The following is a 23,559-nucleotide window of genomic DNA, read 5'->3' on the forward strand; positions in this document are numbered from 1 at the left end:
TTTTAAATGACTTGTAATTAAGTGTTTATTTCTCAGAAGAAATTGAATGTTATACTAAGGAGATTAGGAATGTGTTAATCGCTGAATTTCAGGAAAGAACATCAGTTTTTTTGAAGACAATAAAGGATTGATCCTATAATTTTTTGTTAATAGTATATCGGATAGTTGTATTATGTAATTGAATTGTTATTTTTGTTCGTTATAAGTTACGAAAGAACTATACTTTAATTATTTATGTTTTGATAAAGTATTAAAAACATCCATAATTTTGGAGGATTATCTCAAACAGGCTTACATTCAAATAAAATTTAAAATAATGTTATTAAAAAAGTTACAGCTAAAAACAATTGACTACAGGTTTGCACTAACAGTTTGTTTTTTTCTTTTTTTTGCTCCAATTATTACAGCACAAGAAATAATTCCTGATGTTGTAGCTGAAAAACCTGTTGAAACTCATTCAGGCGGGAAATTAAAAATTGACGGAATTATTGCAACAGTAGGAGATTATATTGTTTTAGATTCTGATATTGATAAAGGATTTTTAGAGATTACAGCTCAAGGCGGATCTACTAAAGATATTACAAGATGTCAGATGCTAGGTAAACTTCTAGAAGACAAATTGTATGCTCACCAAGCAATTCAGGATAGTATTATTGTGAGTGATGCCGAAGTTAGAGGGATGATGGAAGAGCGTCTGAATTATATGACGCAGCAAGTAGGAGGAGATATCAGTAAAGTTGTTGAATACTACAAGAAGAGTTCTGTTGAAGAATTTAAAACTTATTTTGCCGACATCTTAAAAGAGCAAAAACTTGCTTCAGAGATGAGAGACAAGATTATTAAAGATGTTGAAATTACTCCAGAAGAAGTTCGTAATTTCTTTAAGAAAATCCCAAAAGATGAATTACCGACTTTTGGTGCTGAAATGGAAGTAGCTCAAATTGTTGTTGAGCCAAAAGTCTCTAAAGAAGATAAACAAAAAGTAATCGATAGATTAAATGGTATAAGACAAGATGTTCTTGATGGTTCAAGTTTTGCTACTAAGGCAGTTTTATATTCTCAAGATCCAGGATCTTCTCCAAATGGAGGTTATTATAAAATGAACAGAAAAACTTCTTTCGTAAAAGAGTTTAAAGACGTTGCTTTTAGTCTGCAGGCAGGTGAAATTTCGCGACCATTCGAAACAACTTTTGGATTCCATATTATTATGGTTGAAAAAATTAAAGGACAAGAAGTAGAGTTACGTCATATTTTGATTGCTCCTACAGTTTCTGAAGTAGCTTTAAAAGAAGCAAAAGAAAGAATTACTAATATTAGAAATAAGATTGTTGGTAATGAAATATCATTTGCAGATGCGACAAGAACAGAGTCTGATGAAAAAGAAACTAGAACAAATGGAGGAACTTTGGTAAACCCAACAACTCAGGATACTCGTTTCGAATTAACAAAAATGGATCCAACGTTGTATAGCCAGGTTTCTAATTTAAAAGGAAATGAAGTAACACAGCTGCTTTTAAATACAGACGATAAAGGTAAAAAGACCTATAAACTTATTACTGTAACTAATAGAATTGAAGATCATACTGCTGACTACGCTAAAGATTATACAAAAATTAAAGAATTAGCGTTGAAAGAAAAGCAGATCAATGCAATTGCAAAATGGTTTGATAATAAGATTAAAGATACTTACATTAAAATTATTGGAGAATACAAAGAATGCGACTTCGCAAACAACTGGTTGAAAAAATAATTTTTATTAAATAAATAAAAAGAGTTAGTTTTATGATTTCATAGAATTAACTCTTTTTAATTTTAAATACACTCATAAATGTCTGACGTAACAGCAATTCACAATTTAGTTCAAAAAAGAAACGAATTAAAAAAAGAAATAGCGAAAATAATTGTAGGGCAGGACGCCGTTGTAGATCAAATTTTACTTTGTATATTTTCTGGAGGACATGCACTTTTAATAGGCGTTCCCGGTTTGGCAAAAACCTTAATGATTAATACATTGTCTCAAGCTTTAGGTTTGGATTTTAAAAGAATTCAGTTTACCCCAGATTTAATGCCTTCTGATATTTTAGGAAGTGAGATTTTGGATGAAAATAGAAATTTCAAATTTATTAAAGGACCAATTTTTTCTAATATCATTTTAGCCGACGAGATTAATAGAACGCCTCCAAAAACTCAGGCGACTTTACTTGAGGCTATGCAGGAAAGATCGGTAACTATAGCGGGCCAGCATCATAAATTAGATTTGCCGTATTTCGTTTTGGCAACTCAAAATCCAATTGAGCAGGAAGGAACATATCCATTGCCTGAGGCGCAGTTAGACCGTTTTATGTTTGCGGTAAAATTAGAATATCCAACTTTTGAAGAAGAAGTTCAAGTGGTAAAACGAACCACTTCTGATGTTAAAACAGAAATTAACCCTTTATTTACAGCGCAGGAAATTATAGATTTTCAACATTTAATCCGCAGAATTCCTGTTGCAGATAATGTTATTGAATATGCTGTAACATTAGTAAGTAAAACACGTCCAGACAATCCGTTGTCTAATGATTTTGTGAAAAATTATTTGGATTGGGGAGCAGGACCAAGAGCATCTCAAAACTTGATTTTAGCGACAAAAGCACACGCGACTTTTAACGGAAAATTTTCACCAGATATTGAAGATGTGCAAGCAGTTGCAACTGGAATTTTACGCCATAGAATTATTAAAAATTATAAAGCAGATGCGGAAGGAATAACTGAAGAAGTTATTATTCAAAAGCTGATGTAAAAATACATTAAGATTAAAAGCCGGAAAGATTGTAAAATCTTTCCGGCTTTGTAGTTTTATACCTTGATGGTCTCGTTAATTAACCGCACCGATTTGTTGTAAAACAACTTTATAAATAACACATCTACCAGTGAGGTGTATTTTTTGTTATCGCATTCATACCACCAAAAAGAAAGGTATTGAATGTTATTTTTCTCCATTTTAACCTGCCAGATCTTTTCGTTATTTCTGTCTATTTGTTTTGATTCTGTTACTGTATAGCCGTCTCCAGTCCAGCAAATTAAAGGTTTGTGAATAGGTGTTTTAATATAAATAAGTTTTTCAGGAGTTGAAATTTTATAAACTTCTTTATCAACCCAGCTTCCCTTTTCAATAGCATATTTTGGATTTAGGTCTTTTAAGATATCATAGTTTTGGTCTGTTTTGATTTTCAAACTAGTCACAAATAATAATCCTAAAGCCATTAAAGCCGGAAATAGTCTGGCATAATTCTTTTTGGAAACAAGTTCTTTTTTTTCAGGTTTAAAAAAACGAATTAAAAACAGCATCGGGATAATTTGATAAAAAACGAAACAAAGGATTCCAATACTGTGATGCATTATATTTTCTTCTGTGCAATTGAATAGTATTAAAGTTATGATTCTGAAAAAATTAGAAACAATATTAAGAGCAATCATAATAAAACAAAAAACTACAATCTGTTTAATGTTAAAATAGGCTTGCTGTTTTCTTTCTTCTAAAGTCAATAAAAAAGCACCGCTGAGCAATCCTGTTTTAAACATAGATAGTCCCATACAGGCCGTGTCTACCGTAATTTTAGAATTATTGATATAGAAATTTACGCCTTCTATCTTGTCAATTGCAATAAAATTTTTTAAAGCCAAATAGCTGGTGTAACACAATGTTTGCTTTATCTCGGTTGTTAAATAATTAAAAAAAGTATTAAAAAGTGACGAGAATAGTATAACACAGAAAAAGGCAATAAATGAAAATTTTCCAGTAAAATTATAGTACAGCAAACATACAAATACAGCCAAAGCCAGAAAATGCGGCGATTTTGTATGCAGGCGAAAACTTATAAACTCTAATATAAATAGTAACCCAAAAAGGGAATAGTTTAAATTTAAATTGGTCTTTCTTCCTCCAATAATAAATAAAACTATTGAAAATACAATACCAAACATATTAGCATCCAGACCATTTAAAATAATGCTGTAATTGAGCAATAACAGTACAATTGTCATTGCTATGAATATACTTTTCGTATGCTGTACTATAAACTCTTTCATTAGTTTGACTGCTTTTTGCTTTTTCTGTAATACAAGAATAAAGTTGTGCCTGCAATAAAAATTAAGGCCCATTCATGCGGTTCAGGAACGGCGCCGTCATTATTTATAGAAGCATTTCCTAAAGTGTCTACATTTTTTTCAATTCCATTTTTTTTGTAATCCTCATCAGTTTCAAGAACTATCAAAGATGAAATTGGAGTCACAATATTGGCATCTTTTGCAAGACTTACATATTTGTTGGCAGTTAAAGTATCTCCTTGAATTTTAACTTGTTCTTCAAGGACTTTTCCAAAAGCGTACATTCTGTAAATATGGTTGGAACCAGAACTTTTAGAAATACTGTCTTTAGGGTTTTCCTGAATAGAAATTTGTGCAGATTCAATATTAACTAAATTTTCAGCTGTTTTAAAGGTTGCAAATTGATTTTCTTCTATCATTTTTAAACCATTTCTTAAAGTTGTCTGGAAATATTCGACATATTTTTGCTCTTTAGCAGTCTGCCAAAACGGATTAATTTCTCTTTGCGATATTTATGACTTTTAAATTTTGCTTCTTAGTTTCAGTTCTTATTTTCTCTAAATAATTAAATTTTTCAAGTTCTTCAAAATTAGCGGAGAAAGTACCGCATTTAGTAACGATTAAACTGTTCTTTGCAATTTTATAAAGAGGAAGTAAAGAATATTGTAAATCTGTAAATTCTGATTGAAGATTTGTGTAATTCTCTTTATTGATTTCCTTTTTTTCTTTATCAATATAAACGTAAAATCGTTTTCCTTTTAAGTTTAAAAAAGATTCAATTTCCAGAGTTGTCCATTTACTGTTTAGGTCTAAAATAATTTCAGAAGCTTTAAATGGGACAACTGTTTTTTGAATATTTTTTACCTCATATACCTTATCCTTCCACACAAAAGAATTTGGAAGGAGCGTTTTGTTTAAAGGGATAACGGCAGACCAGCTGTCAGGCCCTGTTGATTGATTAAGGTAAGTATTGTTTTTTAAATCAAAATTTTTACTGGTTTGGACTTTAGAATTGCCAATTATCTGAATTCGTGAAACTGTTGAAGCATTTGAAATATTTGGACCTTTTATAGAAAGACTTTCATATTTCATTTCATGATCTTCTACTTTTAGAGGTGTTGTAAAACCGCATTTAAAGGTACGGGGAGTTTTAGAATTGATAGGAAAAACTCTCACGACAACTTTATTGCCTTCTTTCCACTGCATTAATGACGGATCACGGCTTTCAACTCCCACAATTTGTTTGTAAGCAGTTTGAGCTTTTTCTTTTGTAGTTAAAACCCCTTTTCGTTCGATGCCATTAACCCATAAAGAGAGTGATGTGGCCACAGAACCTTCAGGTAGCTGAAAAGAATAAATAGCTTCTTTATTCTGCCAAAAATCTTTTTCGGACGCGATATTCATAGTAATTTCGGTGTATGCCAATCTCGAATCGGGATATAATTTTACGTCTTCCTTTATATTTTTGGTAAATAAATCTTCACCGCTCCACTAATTGTTCCTCGGTTTCCAGACGTTTATCAAAATTTGATTTTAAAATATTGATTCGGTCATCACCATCTAAATTAAGATCTTTGCAAAAAAGATATGCAATTGTTATAAATGGATTATGAACTTTTCTTTCATTAAATTGTTTAGTTCCAAAAGAATCTAGACCTCTAAATCTAAAAAACTCTTCTGGGCCTTTATAAACAATGTCCTTTTTTAATAGAATTTCATTAAAAAAATTAGGCTTTAAATTTTGAGAAATTTTTATATAAGTAGGTAAATCCTCATTGTGATCAAAAGAGCTGATAGTATTATTTTTGATTATTTTTTCACTTTCACTATTTAATCGGATCACAAAAGCAGTTAAACCAATAATAACGGTTAAAAATCCCAGAGCAAATGACTTGAAAAATTTTTGGTTTTCCTGAAGAGACCGGATCATCTTGCTTAAATGAATAACTGAAATAATTAGCGGTACCACCCCATAGAATCCCATTCCAAGAACTAAAATTGCAATAATTGAAAATGGAAAAATTGGTAAAAGATATAAAGTGTAATATAGTATTACGGTGTAGCAAACTCCATTTATAAAGAAAAGTGAAAGTGAAATGTAGTTCTCTTCTAATTTTTGATAGATGAAAAAATTTGTAATACAAAAAAGTAAGGTTGTGATGTAAATCCAGACTGGTAAATCTTCAAAAATAGGAATAGAAGTATTAAGGCAAAAACAACCTATTAGCCAGTTTAACAAAAGAAAAGGAAGCAGATGAATATATTTTTCTCTTTTTCTGAGGACAAGAAAAAGATAATACAACGCCAAATATAAACACAATTACTAAAGGTAGTGTTAAGAAGGGCGACATGCCGAAATTGAATTTTTCACTCGCTAATAAAACGATTAGAAAAAGCATATTAAACATCGTAACTATTGTGCTGATACCAACTCCAGTTTGTTGAAAATAATCATTCGTATTTTTTAATTTGTATTTCATAGTTTTATGTTTTTAAAAGAACTTTGAATTGCAAAGTTATAATAAAATTTGAATTACAAATTTTTTATGGCATTTTTTTAAATCTCTGTTTTGGTAAAAAAAAGAGGTGTGTGAGAAATCCAAATTTAGACCAAGAAAACTCCAACTATAACGTTATAATTGATTATTTAGAAAGATTCTTAGCGAAAATAGAGGTAAAATCTCACTTACTGCGTAACATTAAATTTCGACTTTGTTAAAGAAAAGATTTTAAAATATCAATAATTCATTTTTTTTATGCAAAATTGAGTTTTTAGCAAAAACAGACGGTCAAAATCGTTTTTTAACAATAATAATTTTTGAAAAGGCGAGTTCTATTATATTTTTTTTAATTCTCGGCTTTAATAACTAAATTTGCGAACAAAAAAATAAAAATACCTAGAAATACTTCTTACTATGAACATTTATCAGGATTATATCCAAGAAATTGAAGAAAGAAAAGGTCAAGGGCTTCACCCGAAACCAATTGATGGTGCTGAATTATTAAGCGAAATCATTGAACAAATTAAAGATTTAAATAACGAATACAGAGAAGACTCTCTTAAATTTTTTATTTATAATGTTGTGCCTGGGACCACTAGTGCTTGCTGGTCTTAAAGCTAAATTTTTAAAGGAAATCATTCTTGGTCAATCCTTAGTAAAAGAGATAACTCCTGCTTTTGCTTTTGAATTATTATCACACATGAAAGGCGGACCTTCTATTGAGGTTCTGTTGGATCTAGCATTGGGTAATGATGCTTCTATTGCAAAAGAAGCGGCAAATGTTCTTAAGACTCAAGTTTACCTTTACGAGGCAGACACTGACCGTCTTAAAGAAGCATTTAAAAATGATAATGCAATCGCAAGAGAAATTCTTGAAAGTTATGCAAAGGCAGAGTTTTTTACTTCACTGCCAGAAGTTGTTGAAGAAATTAAAGTAGTTACATATATCGCTGGTGAAGGAGACATTTCTACAGATTTGCTATCTCCAGGTAACCAAGCTCACTCACGTTCTGACCGTGAACTTCATGGTAAATGTATGATCACGCCTCAGGCACAAGACGAAATTAAAATGCTCGCAAGCGCAATATCCAGACGCAAGCGTAATGCTTATTGCTGAAAAAGGTACAATGGGTGTAGGTTCGTCAAGAATGTCTGGTGTAAACAACGTGGCGCTTTGGACTGGTAAACAAGCAAGTCCATATGTTCCATTTATTAATATTGCTCCTATTGTTGCAGGAACAAACGGTATCTCTCCAATTTTCCTAACAACTGTAGATGTTACAGGTGGTATTGGTTTAGATCTTAAAAACTGGGTTAAAAAACTTGATGCAAATGGAGATGTTATTCGTAACGAGAATAATGAACCTGTTTTGGAAGAAGCATACTCTGTTGCTACAGGAACTGTACTTACAATAAACACCAAAACTAAAAAGCTTTATAACGGCGATAAAGAATTAATTGATATTTCTAAGGCATTCACACCTCAGAAAATGGAATTTATAAAAGCCGGAGGATCATACGCAATTGTATTTGGTAAAAAATTGCAAACATTAGCGACAAAAGTTCTTGATGTTGAAGCTCCTCTTGTATTTGCTCCATCAAAAGAAATTTCTATTGAAGGTCAAGGTCTTACTGCAGTAGAAAAAATCTTCAACAAAAACGCTGTTGGTATTACTCCAGGTAAAGTGTTACATGCTGGTTCTGATGTTCGTGTAGAAGTTAATATTGTGGGTTCACAAGATACTACTGGTCTTATGACTGCTCAGGAATTGGAGTCTATGGTCGCGACAGTTATTTCGCCAATTGTTGATGGTGCTTACCAATCTGGTTGTCACACGGCTTCTGTATGGGATAAAAAAGCTCAGGCAAATATTCCAAAATTGATGAAATTTATGAACGATTTTGGTTTAATCACAGCGCGTGACCCGAAAGCCGTTTATCATTCAATGACAGACGTAATTCACAAAGTACTTAACGATATTACTATTGATGAGTGGGCTATCATTATTGGTGGTGACTCTCATACAAGAATGTCAAAAGGTGTTGCTTTTGGTGCCGATTCAGGAACAGTTGCTCTTGCACTTGCTACTGGTGAAGCTTCAATGCCAATTCCAGAATCTGTAAAGGTGACATTTGTTGGAGAAATGAAAGGTTACATGGACTTCCGTGATGTAGTTCATTCAACTCAATCTCAAATGCTTAAGAAATTTGGTGGTGAAAACGTATTCCAAGGAAGAATTATTGAAGTTCACCTAGGAACTCTTACTGCTGACCAAGCATTTACATTTACAGACTGGACTGCAGAAATGAAAGCAAAAGCTTCTATCTGTATTTCTGAAGATGATACTTTGATTGATTCATTGGAGATTGCAAAAGGGAGAATCCAGATTATGATCGACAAAGGAATGGATAATCATAAACAAGTTCTTCAAGGATTGATCAATAAAGCTGATAAGAGAATTGCAGAAATTAAGTCTGCTGAAAAACCAGCTTTAACTCCAGATGCAAACGCTAAGTATTATGCTGAAGTAGTTATTGATTTGGATCAAATTGTAGAGCCAATGATTGCAGATCCAGACGTTAACAATGTTGATGTTTCTAAAAGATATACACACGATACTATCAGACCTCTTTCTTTCTACGGAGGAGTGAAAAAAGTAGATCTTGGATTTATCGGTTCTTGTATGGTTCATAAAGGAGATATGAAAATCCTTGCTCAAATGCTTAAAAATATAGAAGATTTACATGGTAAAGTTGAGTTTAAAGCGCCGCTTGTAGTAGCGTCGCCAACTTATAACATCGTAGATGAACTTAAGGCTGAAGGAGATTGGGAAGTTTTACAGAAATACTCAGGTTTTGAATTCGACGATAATGCTCCTAAAGGTGTTGCGCGTACAGAATACGAAAACATGTTGTATTTAGAACGTCCAGGATGTAACCTATGTATGGGTAACCAGGAAAAAGCGGCAAAAGGAGATACTGTAATGGCAACTTCTACACGTTTGTTCCAAGGAAGAGTAGTAGAAGATACTGAGGGTAAAAAAGGAGAATCATTGCTTTCTTCAACACCAGTGGTTGTTTTGTCTACAATTCTTGGAAGAACTCCTACAATGGATGAATATACAGTCGCAGTAGAAGGTATTAGTTTGACTAAGTTTGCGCCTTCTAGCAAACAATTAGTGATGTAATATATTCGATTAGTTATAATCATTATATATAGAAAGCCCGAGTGATAAACTCGGGCTTTTTCTTTTCTAACTCCTCTATTTTTCGTAACTTGTGATGATCAAATAAAAAAAACAAAACAATTATAACTTATGGCTTTTGATATTGAAATGATAAAAAAAGTGTATGAGAACATGCCCGCTCGTGTTGATAAAGCACGCGAGATTGTTGGTCGTCCACTTACCTTAACAGAGAAAATTTTATACAATCACCTTTGGGATGGAAATCCTTCTAAGGCATTTGGAAGAGGAGTTGATTATGTTGATTTTGCACCAGATCGTGTAGCATGTCAGGATGCAACTGCTCAAATGGCATTATTACAATTTATGCACGCTGGTAAGAAAACAGTTGCGGTTCCAACCACGGTACACTGCGATCACTTGATTCAGGCAAAAATAGATGCTTGCAACCGATTTGGCCAGAGCAAAAACACAAAGTAATGAAGTTTTCGACTTCTTGTCGTCAGTTTCTAATAAATATGGAATTGGTTTCTGGAAACCAGGAGCTGGAATTATTCACCAGGTAGTGCTTGAAAATTACGCTTTTCCTGGCGGAATGATGATTGGTACCGATTCACATACTGTAAATGCAGGTGGTTTAGGAATGGTAGCAATTGGTGTTGGTGGTGCCGATGCCGTAGACGTTATGTCCGGAATGGCTTGGGAGCTTAAATTTCCTAAATTAATTGGAGTAAAATTAACTGGTAAATTATCAGGATGGACTGCTCCTAAAGATGTTATTCTTAAAGTTGCCGGTATTCTTACTGTAAAAGGTGGAACTGGTGCTATCGTTGAATATTTTGGAGAAGGTGCAACAGCTATGTCTTGTACAGGTAAAGGTACTATTTGTAACATGGGTGCCGAAATTGGAGCTACAACTTCAACTTTTGGTTATGATGATTCTATGAGTCGTTACTTACGTTCTACAAATAGAGCAGATGTTGCAGATGCGAGCAGATAAGGTTGCTTCTTACTTAACTGGAGATCCAGAAGTTTATGCTGACCCAGAAAAATATTTTGATCAAGTTATCGAAATTAACTTATCGCAATTAGAGTCGCACTTAAACGGTCCTTTTACGCCAGATTTAGCTACTCCAATTTCGAAAATGAAAGAAGAAGCAATAAAAAATAACTGGCCATTACAAATTCAGGTTGGTTTAATTGGTTCTTGTACCAACTCTTCTTATGAGGATATTGCTCGTGCTCGCTTCGTTAGCAGAGCAAGTTGCTCGCTAAGAATTTAAAAACAAAAGCAAAGTTTACAATTACTCCAGGTTCTGAGGTTGTTCGTTCGACAATTGAAAGAGATGGATTTATTGATACGTTTAATAAAATCAACGCGACTGTGTTTGCTAACGCCTGCGGACCATGTATTGGTATGTGGGACAGAGAAGGAGCAGAGAAAGAAGAAAGAAACACTATTGTTCACTCTTTCAACCGTAACTTCTCAAAACGTGCAGATGGTAATCCAAACACTTTAGCTTTCGTTGGTTCTCCAGAATTGGTAACGGCACTGGCAATAGCAGGTGATTTAGGATTCAATCCATTAACAGATAAATTAATTAATGAAGATGGGGAAGAAGTAATGCTTGATGCTCCAACAGGAGACGAGCTTCCTTCTAAAGGTTTCTACGCCGAAGATCCAGGATTCCAAGCTCCGGCTGAAGACGGTTCAGGAGTTCAGGTTGTGGTTAGTCCAACTTCAGAGCGTTTGCAATTATTGGCTCCATTTGATGCTTGGGATGGTAAAAATATTACTGGTGCTAAATTGTTAATCAAAGCATTTGGAAAATGTACTACAGATCACATCTCTATGGCAGGACCATGGCTTCGTTTCCGTGGTCATCTGGATAATATTTCTAATAATATGCTGATTGGTGCTGTAAATGCATTCAACCAAAAAACGAATTCAGTTAAAAATCAACTAACAGGAGAGTACGATGCTGTTCCTGCTGTTGCTCGTGCCTACAAAGCGACTGGAGTGCCATCTATCGTAATTGGAGATCACAACTACGGTGAAGGTTCTTCTCGCGAGCATGTCGCGATGGAACCTCGTTTCTTAGGAGTTAAAGCGGTATTGGTGAAATCTTTTGCACGTATCCACGAAACGAACCTCAAAAAACAAGGGCTTTTAGGATTGACGTTTGCAAATGAAGCTGATTACGATAAAATTGAAGAAAATGACACTATTAATTTCTTAGATTTAACCGAATTTGCTCCAGGTAAACCATTGACATTGGAATTTGTTCATGCAGATGGTACAAAAGATATAATCTTAGCAAATCACACCTACAACGCAGGTCAAATTGGCTGGTTTGTTGCTGGTTCTGCTTTAAACTTAATTGCAGCTGGAAAAGCATAATTTTAAGTAAATACTTTATATAAAGAAAATGCTCTGTGAAAACAGAGCATTTTTTATTTAACATCAATACTTGGAAAAAAGCTTCAAAATTTTTACTTTTTTTGGAATTGTATTTTTTAGATAAAAATCATATTTGTAAGAAAAGTAAGTTTAAATTTTAATTAACTGAAAATCAATAATAAAGCTTTTTTCTATATTAATTCAATTTTAAGTTTGGCATTTTAGCATAAATTAATTGTTAAAAATTATGGTTTTTATGCTTTTAAGAGTTAAATTCGCCTTTGAGGTAATATATTTGTAATTTTTGAGTTTAATTCTATAACTAAACTTTAAAAAAAAAGAGTACTAACTTAAATAGTGATTATGGTTTTTAGATTAATAATAGGGTTGTTTTTTTTCAGTGTTGGGGCATTTGCACAAGATAATTTTGTTAAGCACAAAATTTCACAAGGAGAAAATCTTTCCGTTATTGCTAAAAAATATGGAGTGAAAGTAAAAGATATTTCTGATGCCAATCCGAACACTTCTAAAATCTTAAAACTAAATTCGGTTCTTTTAATTCCGAATAAAAATAAAAATATTGCTAAAGTTAAAACTAAAACAGAGTCTAAATCTGAAGTAGTTCTAAATACTAGTCCAAATTCACACGAAGTGGTCGCAAAAGAAACACTTTGGGGAATTTCAAAAAAATACAATGTCTCTGTTGATGATTTAAAGAAAGCAAATCCGCTTTTAGAGTCAGAAGGACTTAAAATCGGACAGCAGATTGTTATTCCTTCAAATTCTTCTACTGTTGCTTCTTTAAATGAAAAAACAATTGAAAGTACTCCAGAAATTATTTCTACTAATGTTGAATTGTACAGAGAAGTAAAATCTAAAGAAACTAAATACGGTATTTCTAAAGAATATGGAATTACTGTTGCAGAATTAGAGCGTCAGAATCCATCAATTAAGGGAAAAGTGCCGGTAGGTTATCTACTAAAAATTAGTGTTCCAAAGGAAAAAGCCGATGCAATTCAAGTCGCGAAAAACTTGCAGGAATCTAATATAGCTTCAATTTCTTCTTCAACTCAAATAGCAGAAACTGCTCCAGAAATCAAAAGAGATTCTACTTTTGTTAGATTCTCATCTGGCAGTCATTCTGAATTAATAGACCAGATTATCGCAAATGCAACTGAAAATATTGGAGTGCGCTATCGATCGGGCGGTACAACAAAAGCAGGTTTCGATTGTTCAGGTTTAATGATTTGTACCTTTAATAATTTCGATATTAAATTACCAAGAAGTTCTATAGAGCAATCACGCTATGGTACAAAAATCACAAGTGACGAAGCTCAAAAAGGAGATTTGATTTTCTTTAGAACAAATGGAAGACGTCATATCAATCATGTGGGAATGATAGTTGAAGTAGCCGATGGAGAAATTAAATTTGTACATTCATCAACTCACGGAGGTGTAATGATTTCTTCTACAAAAGAACCATATTACACAAGAGCATTTTCTCAAGTAAATCGAGTTTTAGAATAGTACTAACGAAAAGCGCTTTTTAATAAATCCAATCGGAACGGTTTGTTCCAAAAATCAGAAACATATTTGTTTTCTTTTGCCTTTTTAATTTCCTCTGTATCCAAAGTCGAAGAAATTACAAAGATCTCAATCTTTTCTTTTACGTCTTCTCCAAGTCGTGCAAATTCATCTAAAAACTCAAATCCGTTCATTATAGGCATTTGAATATCTAAAAGTATAATAAGTGATTCATTATTATCTGAATTTTTTAATAGCCATTCTATTCCTTCCTTTCCATTATTTGCTATAAACAGCGGATTGACATCTAATCCTTTTTTGAGCAATTTTTTAGTTACAAATTGGTCAATTAAATTGTCATCTATAATTATGAATTGAGGTTTAAAATCCATGAGAATTTGGTATGGTTACTATAAATTTACTTCCGATATTGTTTTCTGAAATAACAGAAATGTCTCCTTTAATGTTTTCAACAGCTTCTTTTACAATATAAAGTCCTAATCCTGATCCTTTATTTTTGTTTGTTCCAAAGTACATTTCAAAAATATTTTCTTTGTGGTCGTCATGAATCCCGATTCCATTATCTGCCACTTCAATTTTATTTACACCGTCACTAAAATAAGTTTTAATGGTAATAAACATTTCTTGTTTACTGCAATCAGCATATTTGATGGCATTGGATAAAAGATTGTTAATAATGATTTTTAGACGAAGACCATCACTTTCGATTTGATCTACAAGAAGTTCCTGTGTGAATTTTATTCTGCTGGCGTTTTCAATATGCATCAATTGTAAAATAGCTTCGTTGAATAACTCCTTTAAACTTACAGGTTCCATGATTACTTCTTTTTCTTTTGTTTTTAGAATAATCAATAATGTCACTTATAAATTGGTCTTGTCTGGCCAAGCTTTGCTCGCATCATTTCCAGATAATTGCGCACTTGATTTACATCATCTTCTAAAGCTGTAATTTCAATAAGACCTTTTAGTGAGGTTATTGGAGATCTTAAATCGTGTGAAGCGCTGTAAACAAATCGATCTAATTCACGATTTACAATAATTAAATTTTCATTTTTTACTTCAATTTCTTTTTTTGAAATAAGAAGTCTTTTGACCATTATTGAATAGTAAAGACAAACGCCGCAGATTATTACTAAGATGAAAAAAACATTAGTAATAATTAATAAGTCTTTTATTTTTCGGGTTCCTTCTCCCAAAACATTCGAAAAATTCCGTTGATTAATAGTCAATTGATCGCTTATGGTGCTAATTTCTTCTAAGTATTGCTGTTCTTGTTCTAGCGTTAAAAGATTTCTTTCGATTTTAGCATTAATCTGCTGGCCTATAATAAATAATCTAAAAACAAGTTTGTCGGCTTTTCCCCATTCGTCAATTGCTTTTGATAAAAAAGAGACATGTTTGAAATTGTCAAATAACCAAATGAGATCATCCAAATCATCTTCATGATTTCGTCCAATTAAAAAACCATTTCGCGCGATTTTGTTGTCTCCGGCTTTTAAAAGTGTAATTCGTGCAATACCATCACCCTGCGGAACTTTTAATTCTTCTAAATATAATTTCCATTGATTTGGATTTTTAGTGTAAAGGTAAGTTAGCAGATGTCTTGATGCATCTTTCTGTCCTTTGGAGTAATGAGATTCTCCATTAACGTAAGCTCTGTTTGCAGATAAAATTTTAATGGTAAAAAAATTAATGCAGATAAGAAGTGCACAAGAGATAAAAACTATTAAAATAAGAATGAAAACATTGGGGAAGCGAAAGTTCTTTAACGCTCGTAGCTTTGACATAGTTTTATATTAGCAGGTTAATTATAAAGCGTCTTTTGGTGTTTTGCTTCTAACTTAAAATAACCTTATGGGGAAAGGTTATCTATTGTTTTGAATTAAACAATTGTTAATTTTATTTGCTATTTGAAAATAAATTTGGAATGGTTATTTCAAATGTAGTAAAATTTATCTTATAATATTTGCAAAAAAGAGGAGTGAATGAAAAAATAATTACTAATTTTTTCGGTTTTTATAGATAATTGAAATTTAATGTTTAATCGTTTTTTGATATTGTTTTTTTGCCAGGGCGTAATAAAAATGATTTTTTAAAGTCACATTTATGAATTAAAAAAGAGAAAAAAATAGCTCCATTTGAAAGAGAGGAAATTGGATTTTTGTTTAATTGAACGATGCGCAGATACTACTAAAATTTGGCATATAAGATCAATCTTCTAAAGGCATAAATAGACGGAACAACAGGAAAATAAGCATTAATTCTTTTTTTAAATTCATTTGATAATTCTTCAAATTCATTTTCTTTCAAGCGTTCTTGATAAACGGTTAATGCGGAACCCGAAATAAAATCAAAAAAGTCATTTTTACTATTTGAAATTAGAGGATAGACTTTCTCATAAATATTTAGATTTTTACCGCCGTTTTCAAAAAGGATTTTTGCGTATTCGTCCAAAGTTAGTACTGGAGAAGGGCGTGTCCAATTCTTTAAGTAAGACGAAAAAGGTTCTTCCTGCACTAAATTTAAAAGTATTTTATTGAGAATATTTTCATTTCTGTCGCGGCATTTGAACAGCCAGCTGACCACCTGGATTTATACAAGAAATTATTTTTGGAAAAAGTTCATTATGATTATCAATCCATTGTAATGCGGCATTAGAAAAAATTAAATCCCATTTCTTATCAGTATTAAGCTGGTCTAAAATTGTTCTTTCTTCGAATTTAAGATTTTCTCCCACTGGAGCTTTGGCCAGCATTTCTGCGGAGTTATCGATGCCGAGAACAGTTGGATTGTTAAGCTTTTCGGACAGTTTCTTTGTGAGTTCACCTGTACCGCACCCTAAATCAAGGACTTTTAGATTTGGCTGGTCAACAATATGACTTGTAAGATCTTCAAAAGGTTTAGAACGTTCTTCTTTAAACTCGTTGTATTTTTTGGGATCCCAAGTCATATATGTAGTTTTATTTTAAAGTTAGTAAAAAATGCTAACGTTTTAAAATTAAAGGAACAGATTGTCCCATTTGTTTATAAGTTCCAGTAATAACTTGGTTTTTATCCAGAACGCCTTCATATTCGATCGTTAAGCTTTCTACCGCAATTTTTAGAGTTGAATTTTCAAAAGTTGTTGAGGTAGCGGGAATGCCAAATGCTTGTTGATCTGGGCTGTCCATGGTAGCGCTGAAGCCATTATCGGTTTTTACAACATGTAACACAACATTAAGCTCCATATTTGGAACTTTAAGAACTCCTTTCCAGTCACCAACAATGTCTTGAGCGAATGTGCTTAGAGAAGCAAAAAAGAATAAAAGTAAAAAAGTGGTTTTTTTCATTTTTCGAAATTTAAAAAGTAAAGATTAATTTGTGTGAAAATACTGAAGTGAATTTAAGAATTTAAATTTATCAATCCTTTAAAAAATTGAATGCCACCGAATAATATTGCTCCCCAAAAAATAAAGCCAATATTGGAAAGGGTTAAAATAGTACCGCCCGCAAACCATAAAGCTCCGTAGATCATATCTTTTCTAGCTTTGCTATTATTTGCTTCTTGTATTTGATCTTCGACATTCTCCACAACAAAAGTCGCATTTTCTGGAGTAAGCCCCTGTAAGATTAAAGCATTCTTAGCTTCATAAGCAGATTTTTCCTGATTCACCATTAGGTCTGCCGCATAATTGTAAAACTGACTTGAAATTTCAAGCGAATTTGGATTGGTTGTTTCCATAGATTAGTTTCTAGTTTTGGTTTATTTTGATTAGTGAATCAAATATAAATACTTGAAACTGTTTATGTTTACGGGAAGACGTAAAGAGAGGTTTTTATTTTAAAAAAAAATGTTTTACGAAGAGAGATAAAGATAAAAGGCTGTATGATTTCGATTAAAGGCAGGATAAGAATTATAAAAGAATGGAAAAGATAAGGCCATAAATTTTTATTTACGGCCTTATTTTTTATTTCTGTAAAAGTTTTTATTTATAAAAAAAACGGATTTATTTCATTTTGTATTCTCTTATATTTCCAATCACATTGCCATCAATGTCGTACGCAGTATTAGGATATTGGCCATTAACTTCTTCTTTAATTACAATTCGATCATTTTCATAATAGGATGTGCTTAAATGAAGATCTGTAAAATAAGTCTTTAAGTTTCTGTCATACATGGTAGTACTTTCCGATCTACTATCATTTGGTATCTTCTTTTCAGTAATAAAAAAATATTCGCGAGAAGTTGTACCTTTTTTTAATGTGAAACTGTAGGAATCTACCTGAGAAGCATATTTATGTAAAAATTTATTTTGGGTAAGGTCGAAAATCCAAGATGATGTTTTACCATTAACACGAATAGAATACAGTGCCAAATTATCTGTTAACCTTCTGATATTAGTGGCTTCTTCTGGAATTTTGACAACTTCATTTTTAACGGTATTGTAAAGATATGAAATACCATCTTTCTCATATTTCCAAAAGATTTGATCGTAAGGAACAGCTTTTTCCAAAGAAATTTTATTGTCAAAAACCATTTTTTTATTTTTTACATCGTAATAATTTCTCTCGCGAGTAGTCTGAGAATTATTTTGACCATCAATATAAATAGAGTTATTGTAAATAAAAGCGGTCTGAATTTTTTCGAAAGGAAAGGGAGCAATTTCTTTCTTGGTTTTAAAATCTAGAATAGTAGCTCGGTTATTTTTAGAAACAAAATAACCTATTGTATCCTTTTCATCAATAAAAAGCTTGTCTCCAATTTTTTCATATTCAAAAGGAACAACAGTTTTATTAGTTAGAACATTTACAATTCCATAATGTTTTTCATCAATACCACAGATCACATTATCATTTATAACAGAGAATCTATATTTGTTATCGGGTAAGTATCCCCAATAAATATTCATATCACTATTTGATTTGTATTTTTCTGTAAGCAATGGCTTTCCGTTGGTGTCGATAACTTGTAAATCAGTTCCAGAAAATGCAACTGCTTGACCTTTAGAATTAAAATCATTTATATGGTCGTAAGTAGGAGGAAGAATAATCTCACCAGTAGTAGTTATTAGTCCCACTTTATTAGAAGCGTCAATAATACAGTGTGTATGAGGGAAATTTTCATTTTTATCTCCCATTGTTATTTCTAATTTATAAGAAGATAATTCTTTTTCTTTAATGATCTTTCCATTAATATCAACTACTCTGATGTTTTCATAGTTCAGAGTAACTTGATTATTAGTTTTTGGATTGATTGCCGTTAGAAAAGTTCCTTCATTAGATGGTTTGGAAACATACGCATATTTCTTTTGTAATTTGGCAATTTTATTTGCGTCAATTGGGGCATTGTTTTGCTGAGAAAAGACCGCCATTGCAGTTAAATAAAAGAAGAAAAGAAAAAAAGCTTTTTGTTTGAGGGATTTTGTTTCGACATAGTTTTTTAAAATAGGTTTACTTTAATTTGAAAAGATTTTATTTTATATGCTTGCAAATGTAAAGGGGCAGAGTGGTATAAGTTTACGGGAAGACGTAAAGGAAGGTTTTTATTTTAAAAAATCTAATAAAGGTTGTGCCAAAAATGACCGCGACCATTTTTGCACTCTGTATTTCTTCTTTCTGTATCTGTTATTTTAAAAATCCAAAGTAAGGCAGTTACCGTTTTTTCATTCTCATTTTCAGGAAGTGAAGCTAATTTATTAAATGCAATCTTCGTTGGGAAACTTTTTAAAATTACAATTGGTGTATAAGTTGGTTTTAATGGAATTGTATCAATTGCAGTCTGATAAGCTTCTGAATTATAATGGGTTTTGTTTGGAATTGAATTAAAAATATAATTCTGTAATGTCGTAAAAAGTTCTTTAAAATTATTCTTCTCTTCAAGTAATAACTGCAAACCAAGATCAAAATCTAATTTGTCTTGGGCGATTTTATTTATAATTTCTTCTTTTGATTCATGAATCAAATACAATATCTATTATAATTATTGTGCCAATAATTCTATTTAGAAGAGAAAGATCTTATGAAACCGATTCGCGTGAGGGATAGAGGCGGTATCCTTTTGTGAAGAGAAACGGAACAAAAGATATAGCCGAAAGCCCGACCCGAAGGGACACGCCCAAAATATTTTTAAATAATCTAAAATCAGTGCTCTAAAATTTAAAATTTCAGAAAAAAGTATATCTTTAACCAACCATAAACCAATAGAAATGCAAGAAAACGACCAAGAACATTTTAAAAGAGAACTCGGATTATTAGACGGAACTATGCTTGTAGTTGGTTCTATGATAGGATCTGGGATATTTATTGTTAGTGCCGATATCGCCAGACAAGTAGGATCTGCGGGATGGCTGACTTTAATTTGGCTTATCTCTGGATTAATTACCATTATTGTCTGCCGTAAGTTATGGCGAATTAAGCGCGATGTTTCCTAAAGCAGGTGGACAATATGTTTATTTGAAAGAAGCTTATAACAAATTAATCGCCTTTTTGTACGGCTGGAGTTTTTTTGCTGTAATTCAGACAGGAACAATTGTCGCGGTCGGAGTGGCTTTTTCTAAATTCGCGGCTTATTTATATGAGCCTTTCAGTGACGAAAATATTCTTTATGAATTAGGGGCTTTTAAACTTAATGCTTGCACAGCTTGTTTCTATTTTTACAATTGTATTATTGACTTATATAAATAGTCGCGGCGTAAAAAACGGTAAAATTCTGCAAACCGTTCTCACCATTATCAAAATTTTATCATTGCTGGGATTAATCGTTTTTGGATTTACTCTTGGAGCCAAAGCTTCTGTTTGGGATGCAAACTGGGCAGACGGATGGAATACTCGCGTATTTGATAAAGAAAGCGGTTCATGGCTTCCAATTGGCGGAACGGCTTTGATTACGGGAATTTCAGCGGCGATGGTTGGATCTTTGTTTTCAAGTGATGCTTGGAATGGCGTTACTTTTATTGCCGGGGAAATTAAAAATCCAAAACGTAATGTTGGTTTCAGCTTGTTTCTAGGAACTTTTATTGTAACTATTATTTATGTTTTAACGAATATTATGTACTTGGCAGTAATTCCGTTAGACGAAATTGCAACAGCAAAATCTGATCGTGTAGCGGTTGTAGCATCGCAATATATTTTCGGAAATATTGGAACATTGATTATTGCAATTATGATTATGATTTCGACTTTTGCCTGCAACAACGGATTAATTATGGCGGGGGCAAGGGTTTATTATACAATGGCAAACGATGGTTTGTTCTTTAAAAAAGCGGCTGTTTTAAATAGTTCAAGCGTTCCTGCTTGGGCGCTTTGGGCACAATGTGTGTGGGCTTCTGCTTTATGTCTGACTGGAAAGTATGGCGATTTATTGGACTTTGTAATTATTATAGTTTTGATTTTCTACATTCTTACAATCTATGGGATTTTTATTTTACGTAAAAAAATGCCTGATGTAGAAAGACCTTATAAAGCTTTTGGGTATCCATTTTTACCAATGCTGTATATTATTATTGCGACGAGCAATTTGCGTTTCTTTATTACTTACAAAATTCTCAACCTGCGGATGGGGAGTTTTAATTATGCTGACAGGAATTCCAGTTTATTATTTAACCAAACCAAAAGAAGATAAAATAAGTTAGTTTCAAGATCAGAATCTTTCTTTATAGAAACCAAAGCGCCTTGTAATTTACAAGGCGCTTTTTTTGTGCAACAAATTTAAAACCAAAATTGAACAATAAAATATTTTAAGTAAACTGCTCCAATTGGCAAGCATCTCGACTAAGTGATAAATGAGACATTTTTTTTATTATTTGACAGAATAAGGAAGCGAAAGATTACCGCTAGCACCTGTATAAACTTTATAAACGCCTAACATTGGTTTTGTTCCTTCGCCTTCATGCGACCCGCCAGCTCCAGTGCTGACTTCCATATAACAGCTTACGGCATCAAACTTGAAGCTGGTTTTGTTGTTGATTCTAAAATCGGGAACAATTACTTTTATAGAATTTCCTTTAACAGCAATATTAAAACCTGGGCTGTCCATATACATTGCCATTCCGGGATTTGTTGGCGGTAAAACAACATTTGGATCTCCTTTTTTAAACTCCCTAACCGAAAGTCCGCCGGCGACGCGTTTATCTTCAACCAATAAAACCCAGTGTGCATGCCAGATCAAACCATCGTTAAGATAATTTCCATCTAGATTTTCGTCCCAAAGCGGTGTGTCTTCAAAATCAGGGTGTGAGGTTAGTGCCAGAGCGACAATTCCTTCGGCTTGACCGAAACCAATATCAGATGATTTTAAGGTGGTTGGAAAAACATACGCGAGAACAGGAGCTCCATTTAATTGACCAACTGGTTTGGGCATTGTTTTTCCAGCTGTTCCTTCTACTTTAATATCCCAAACCGTAATTCCTAAATCGGCCTTGTGGGTTATCGAGGCTGATTTTATTTTGAAATCACTATTATCGTAATTGCCGCATTTGTCGCAAGCTTTTGAAACGGCATAATTAAAAACGATAAAGCATAAAATAAAAATTGATTTTTTCATAATTCATGTGGTTTAATGTTAATAGGTTATTAGAAACCAATACACATGCCACTTGAAAAATGTACTAAAAACAAGGCATTAAGAGTGTTTTAAGTGTTATTTCGGCTGTTATATATCGTGAATGGAGCTGTATTTAGTGAAATTTCGTTATCGACTTTTTGGAGAATAGAGAATAGAGAATAGAGAATAGAGAATAGAGAATAGACTTTGCGGTTAGGTTTATAGTCCGTTTAAATCATTATTAATTCTTTCTTCTGTAGGTCTTAAGAAGATAAGATAGATGATGACTAATATTCCAAATAAGATAAAATCTGGTTTTAAAAGTAATATTAAAAACGCCGCACCTTCTAAAACAGCCCATCGCATTATAGATGCGACTTGATAAAATGGCAGTTTTTCTTCGACTTTTAATTTTGGATCGATTTGTTTTAATTGGGATCTAAATAAAAAACTACTAAAAACAAAAGCTAAAACGGGTATAAAAACATAAACTAGTGAGGCAGAATCTATATTGGGCATACTTAATTTTTCAAGAGAAAGCTCTCCTAAAAAATAATAGGCAAGAATAGTTCCGGCACAAATGGCAAGATGAATAATTTGTAAAGTTTTGATTTTTTCGTTCATAATATTGATTTTTAGGGTAATGCAAGATAGAACTTTAATAGATATACAAATATAAAGCTTTTGCGTGTTCAAGTTTTTGCCGTTTGACTAAAAAAAAAAGACACTACAATTAAGTAGTGTCTTTAAAATGTAAAAAATCGTCGAGCTCTAAAATTATGCAATAACAGGCTCTGGAGATGATTTTATAGTTGAATTAATAATAGACAAAGTTATAGGGTCACATTCTCCTGAGAAAAAGCAATCCAGAATTTCTTGAAATATTGGATTTGCATTTTCTACCAAAGAAAATAGTGTCATGCACGAACGTAATTTTCGAGCGTCTAAATCGCCAAAAATTCCATCTGCTGATTTTCTTTTGAAGGTTAGCAAAAGTTCTGAAATTTCGATTAAATGTTTTCCAAGAATTGGATGTTCCAAATAATCAGAAGCTTCTTTTAAATCATTAATGGCGTAAAGAATTGCAGTATCGCTTTTTCCTAATCCTTTTATTTGTGGAAAAATGAACCACATCCAGTGAGTTTCTTTTTTCCCTTTACTGATTTCAGAAAGAGCGGTAAGATAGAGTTTATTTTGCGCATCTAAGAAACGCGCTAAATCATTGTTTGAATATGCCATTACGGTATTGTGTTTAAAAAAAGGTTGCAAAAATAGTAAAAAAGATAGGGTCTGCCTAATAAAACATTCATACAATCA

General features: G+C 32.5%; 20 protein-coding genes and 3 pseudogenes. 6 read left to right on the forward strand and 17 right to left on the reverse strand.

Going from position 1 to position 23,559, the window contains the following annotated elements; genetic code table 11:
- The first annotated feature begins 316 nt into the window (after nucleotides 1-316).
- Together ACZZ95_RS10920 and ACZZ95_RS10925 are read left to right on the forward strand one after the other, a co-directional pair.
- A complete protein-coding gene (locus tag ACZZ95_RS10920) occupies nucleotides 317-1,750 on the forward strand; it encodes a peptidylprolyl isomerase (protein WP_463469025.1) in 1,434 nt (477 codons plus the stop codon).
- 78 nt (nucleotides 1,751-1,828) lie between these two features.
- Nucleotides 1,829-2,782, forward strand: a complete 954-nt coding sequence (locus tag ACZZ95_RS10925) for an AAA family ATPase (RefSeq protein ID WP_463469026.1) — start codon at nucleotides 1,829-1,831, stop codon at nucleotides 2,780-2,782.
- A 56-nt stretch (nucleotides 2,783-2,838) separates the two neighbouring features.
- Here the strand turns inward: ACZZ95_RS10925 and xrtN are convergent, their stop codons facing one another.
- The 5 genes from xrtN to ACZZ95_RS10950 all read right to left on the reverse strand — a co-directional run bounded on the left by xrtN (nucleotide 2,839) and on the right by ACZZ95_RS10950 (nucleotide 6,569).
- On the reverse strand, nucleotides 2,839-4,071 hold the full coding sequence (gene xrtN, locus ACZZ95_RS10930) for an exosortase N (protein WP_463469027.1): 1,233 nt from the start codon (nucleotides 4,069-4,071) through the stop codon (nucleotides 2,839-2,841).
- Nucleotides 4,071-4,508, reverse strand: coding sequence for a hypothetical protein (locus ACZZ95_RS10935; RefSeq protein ID WP_463469028.1), 438 nt, complete (start codon nucleotides 4,506-4,508; stop codon nucleotides 4,071-4,073). The genes xrtN and ACZZ95_RS10935 overlap by 1 nt, the downstream gene beginning before the upstream one ends.
- A gap of 73 nt (nucleotides 4,509-4,581) precedes the next feature.
- Entirely contained in the window at nucleotides 4,582-5,550 is a 969-nt protein-coding gene (locus ACZZ95_RS10940; protein ID WP_463471657.1) for an XrtN system VIT domain-containing protein, read from the reverse strand.
- Nucleotides 5,551-5,569: 19 nt separating this feature from the next.
- Nucleotides 5,570-6,073: a hypothetical protein gene (locus ACZZ95_RS10945; protein ID WP_463469029.1), complete on the reverse strand. Its 504-nt coding sequence runs from the start codon at nucleotides 6,071-6,073 to the stop codon at nucleotides 5,570-5,572.
- A gap of 220 nt (nucleotides 6,074-6,293) precedes the next feature.
- Nucleotides 6,294-6,569: a hypothetical protein gene (locus ACZZ95_RS10950; protein ID WP_463469030.1), complete on the reverse strand. Its 276-nt coding sequence runs from the start codon at nucleotides 6,567-6,569 to the stop codon at nucleotides 6,294-6,296.
- A gap of 435 nt (nucleotides 6,570-7,004) precedes the next feature.
- Here ACZZ95_RS10950 and ACZZ95_RS10955 point away from each other — a divergent pair.
- The 3 genes and pseudogenes from ACZZ95_RS10955 (at nucleotide 7,005) to ACZZ95_RS10965 (ending at nucleotide 13,703) form a co-directional block, all read left to right on the forward strand.
- A pseudogene (locus ACZZ95_RS10955) lies at nucleotides 7,005-9,778 on the forward strand (bifunctional aconitate hydratase 2/2-methylisocitrate dehydratase).
- A 129-nt stretch (nucleotides 9,779-9,907) separates the two neighbouring features.
- Nucleotides 9,908-12,176, forward strand: a pseudogene (locus ACZZ95_RS10960) (aconitate hydratase).
- A gap of 363 nt (nucleotides 12,177-12,539) precedes the next feature.
- A complete protein-coding gene (locus tag ACZZ95_RS10965) occupies nucleotides 12,540-13,703 on the forward strand; it encodes a C40 family peptidase (protein ID WP_463469031.1) in 1,164 nt (387 codons plus the stop codon).
- Nucleotides 13,704-13,705: 2 nt separating this feature from the next.
- On the opposite strand, the gene ACZZ95_RS10970 is transcribed toward ACZZ95_RS10965, so the two are convergent.
- The 9 genes from ACZZ95_RS10970 to ACZZ95_RS11010 form a co-directional block, all read right to left on the reverse strand.
- Complete coding sequence (locus tag ACZZ95_RS10970; RefSeq protein WP_463469032.1) at nucleotides 13,706-14,092, reverse strand: response regulator; 387 nt, start codon at nucleotides 14,090-14,092, stop codon at nucleotides 13,706-13,708.
- Complete coding sequence (locus tag ACZZ95_RS10975; RefSeq protein ID WP_463469033.1) at nucleotides 14,082-14,582, reverse strand: sensor histidine kinase; 501 nt, start codon at nucleotides 14,580-14,582, stop codon at nucleotides 14,082-14,084. The genes ACZZ95_RS10970 and ACZZ95_RS10975 overlap by 11 nt, the downstream gene beginning before the upstream one ends.
- Nucleotides 14,579-15,508, reverse strand: a complete 930-nt coding sequence (locus ACZZ95_RS10980; protein WP_463469034.1) for a phytochrome family protein — start codon at nucleotides 15,506-15,508, stop codon at nucleotides 14,579-14,581. Before ACZZ95_RS10980 ends, ACZZ95_RS10975 begins: the two co-directional genes overlap by 4 nt.
- A gap of 403 nt (nucleotides 15,509-15,911) precedes the next feature.
- Complete coding sequence (locus tag ACZZ95_RS10985) at nucleotides 15,912-16,238, reverse strand: hypothetical protein (RefSeq protein ID WP_463469035.1); 327 nt, start codon at nucleotides 16,236-16,238, stop codon at nucleotides 15,912-15,914.
- 31 nt (nucleotides 16,239-16,269) lie between these two features.
- Nucleotides 16,270-16,671, reverse strand: a complete 402-nt coding sequence (locus ACZZ95_RS10990; RefSeq protein WP_463469036.1) for a methyltransferase domain-containing protein — start codon at nucleotides 16,669-16,671, stop codon at nucleotides 16,270-16,272.
- 34 nt (nucleotides 16,672-16,705) lie between these two features.
- Nucleotides 16,706-17,050 carry a hypothetical protein gene (locus ACZZ95_RS10995; RefSeq protein ID WP_463469037.1) on the reverse strand — a complete coding sequence of 115 codons (345 nt, stop codon included), beginning with the start codon at nucleotides 17,048-17,050 and terminating at the stop codon, nucleotides 16,706-16,708.
- A 53-nt stretch (nucleotides 17,051-17,103) separates the two neighbouring features.
- Nucleotides 17,104-17,442 carry a hypothetical protein gene (locus tag ACZZ95_RS11000; RefSeq protein ID WP_463469038.1) on the reverse strand — a complete coding sequence of 113 codons (339 nt, stop codon included), beginning with the start codon at nucleotides 17,440-17,442 and terminating at the stop codon, nucleotides 17,104-17,106.
- Between the two features lie 265 nt (nucleotides 17,443-17,707).
- Complete coding sequence (locus ACZZ95_RS11005) at nucleotides 17,708-19,072, reverse strand: WG repeat-containing protein (protein WP_463469039.1); 1,365 nt, start codon at nucleotides 19,070-19,072, stop codon at nucleotides 17,708-17,710.
- 185 nt (nucleotides 19,073-19,257) lie between these two features.
- Nucleotides 19,258-19,662: a DUF5958 family protein gene (locus ACZZ95_RS11010; RefSeq protein WP_463469040.1), complete on the reverse strand. Its 405-nt coding sequence runs from the start codon at nucleotides 19,660-19,662 to the stop codon at nucleotides 19,258-19,260.
- Nucleotides 19,663-19,906: 244 nt separating this feature from the next.
- On the opposite strand from ACZZ95_RS11010, the pseudogene ACZZ95_RS11015 reads away from it, so the two are divergent.
- A pseudogene (locus ACZZ95_RS11015) lies at nucleotides 19,907-21,331 on the forward strand (APC family permease).
- Nucleotides 21,332-21,498: 167 nt separating this feature from the next.
- On the opposite strand, the gene ACZZ95_RS11020 reads toward ACZZ95_RS11015, so the two are convergent.
- The 3 genes from ACZZ95_RS11020 to ACZZ95_RS11030 form a co-directional block, all read right to left on the reverse strand.
- Nucleotides 21,499-22,242, reverse strand: a complete 744-nt coding sequence (locus ACZZ95_RS11020; RefSeq protein ID WP_463469041.1) for a hypothetical protein — start codon at nucleotides 22,240-22,242, stop codon at nucleotides 21,499-21,501.
- A 219-nt stretch (nucleotides 22,243-22,461) separates the two neighbouring features.
- Nucleotides 22,462-22,866, reverse strand: a complete 405-nt coding sequence (locus tag ACZZ95_RS11025; RefSeq protein WP_463469042.1) for an MFS transporter — start codon at nucleotides 22,864-22,866, stop codon at nucleotides 22,462-22,464.
- A gap of 153 nt (nucleotides 22,867-23,019) precedes the next feature.
- Entirely contained in the window at nucleotides 23,020-23,481 is a 462-nt protein-coding gene (locus tag ACZZ95_RS11030; RefSeq protein ID WP_463469043.1) for a DUF1810 domain-containing protein, read from the reverse strand.
- Between the last annotated feature and the right edge of the window lie 78 nt (nucleotides 23,482-23,559).

The sequence above is a fragment of the Flavobacterium sp. AC267 genome (genome assembly GCF_979258715.1).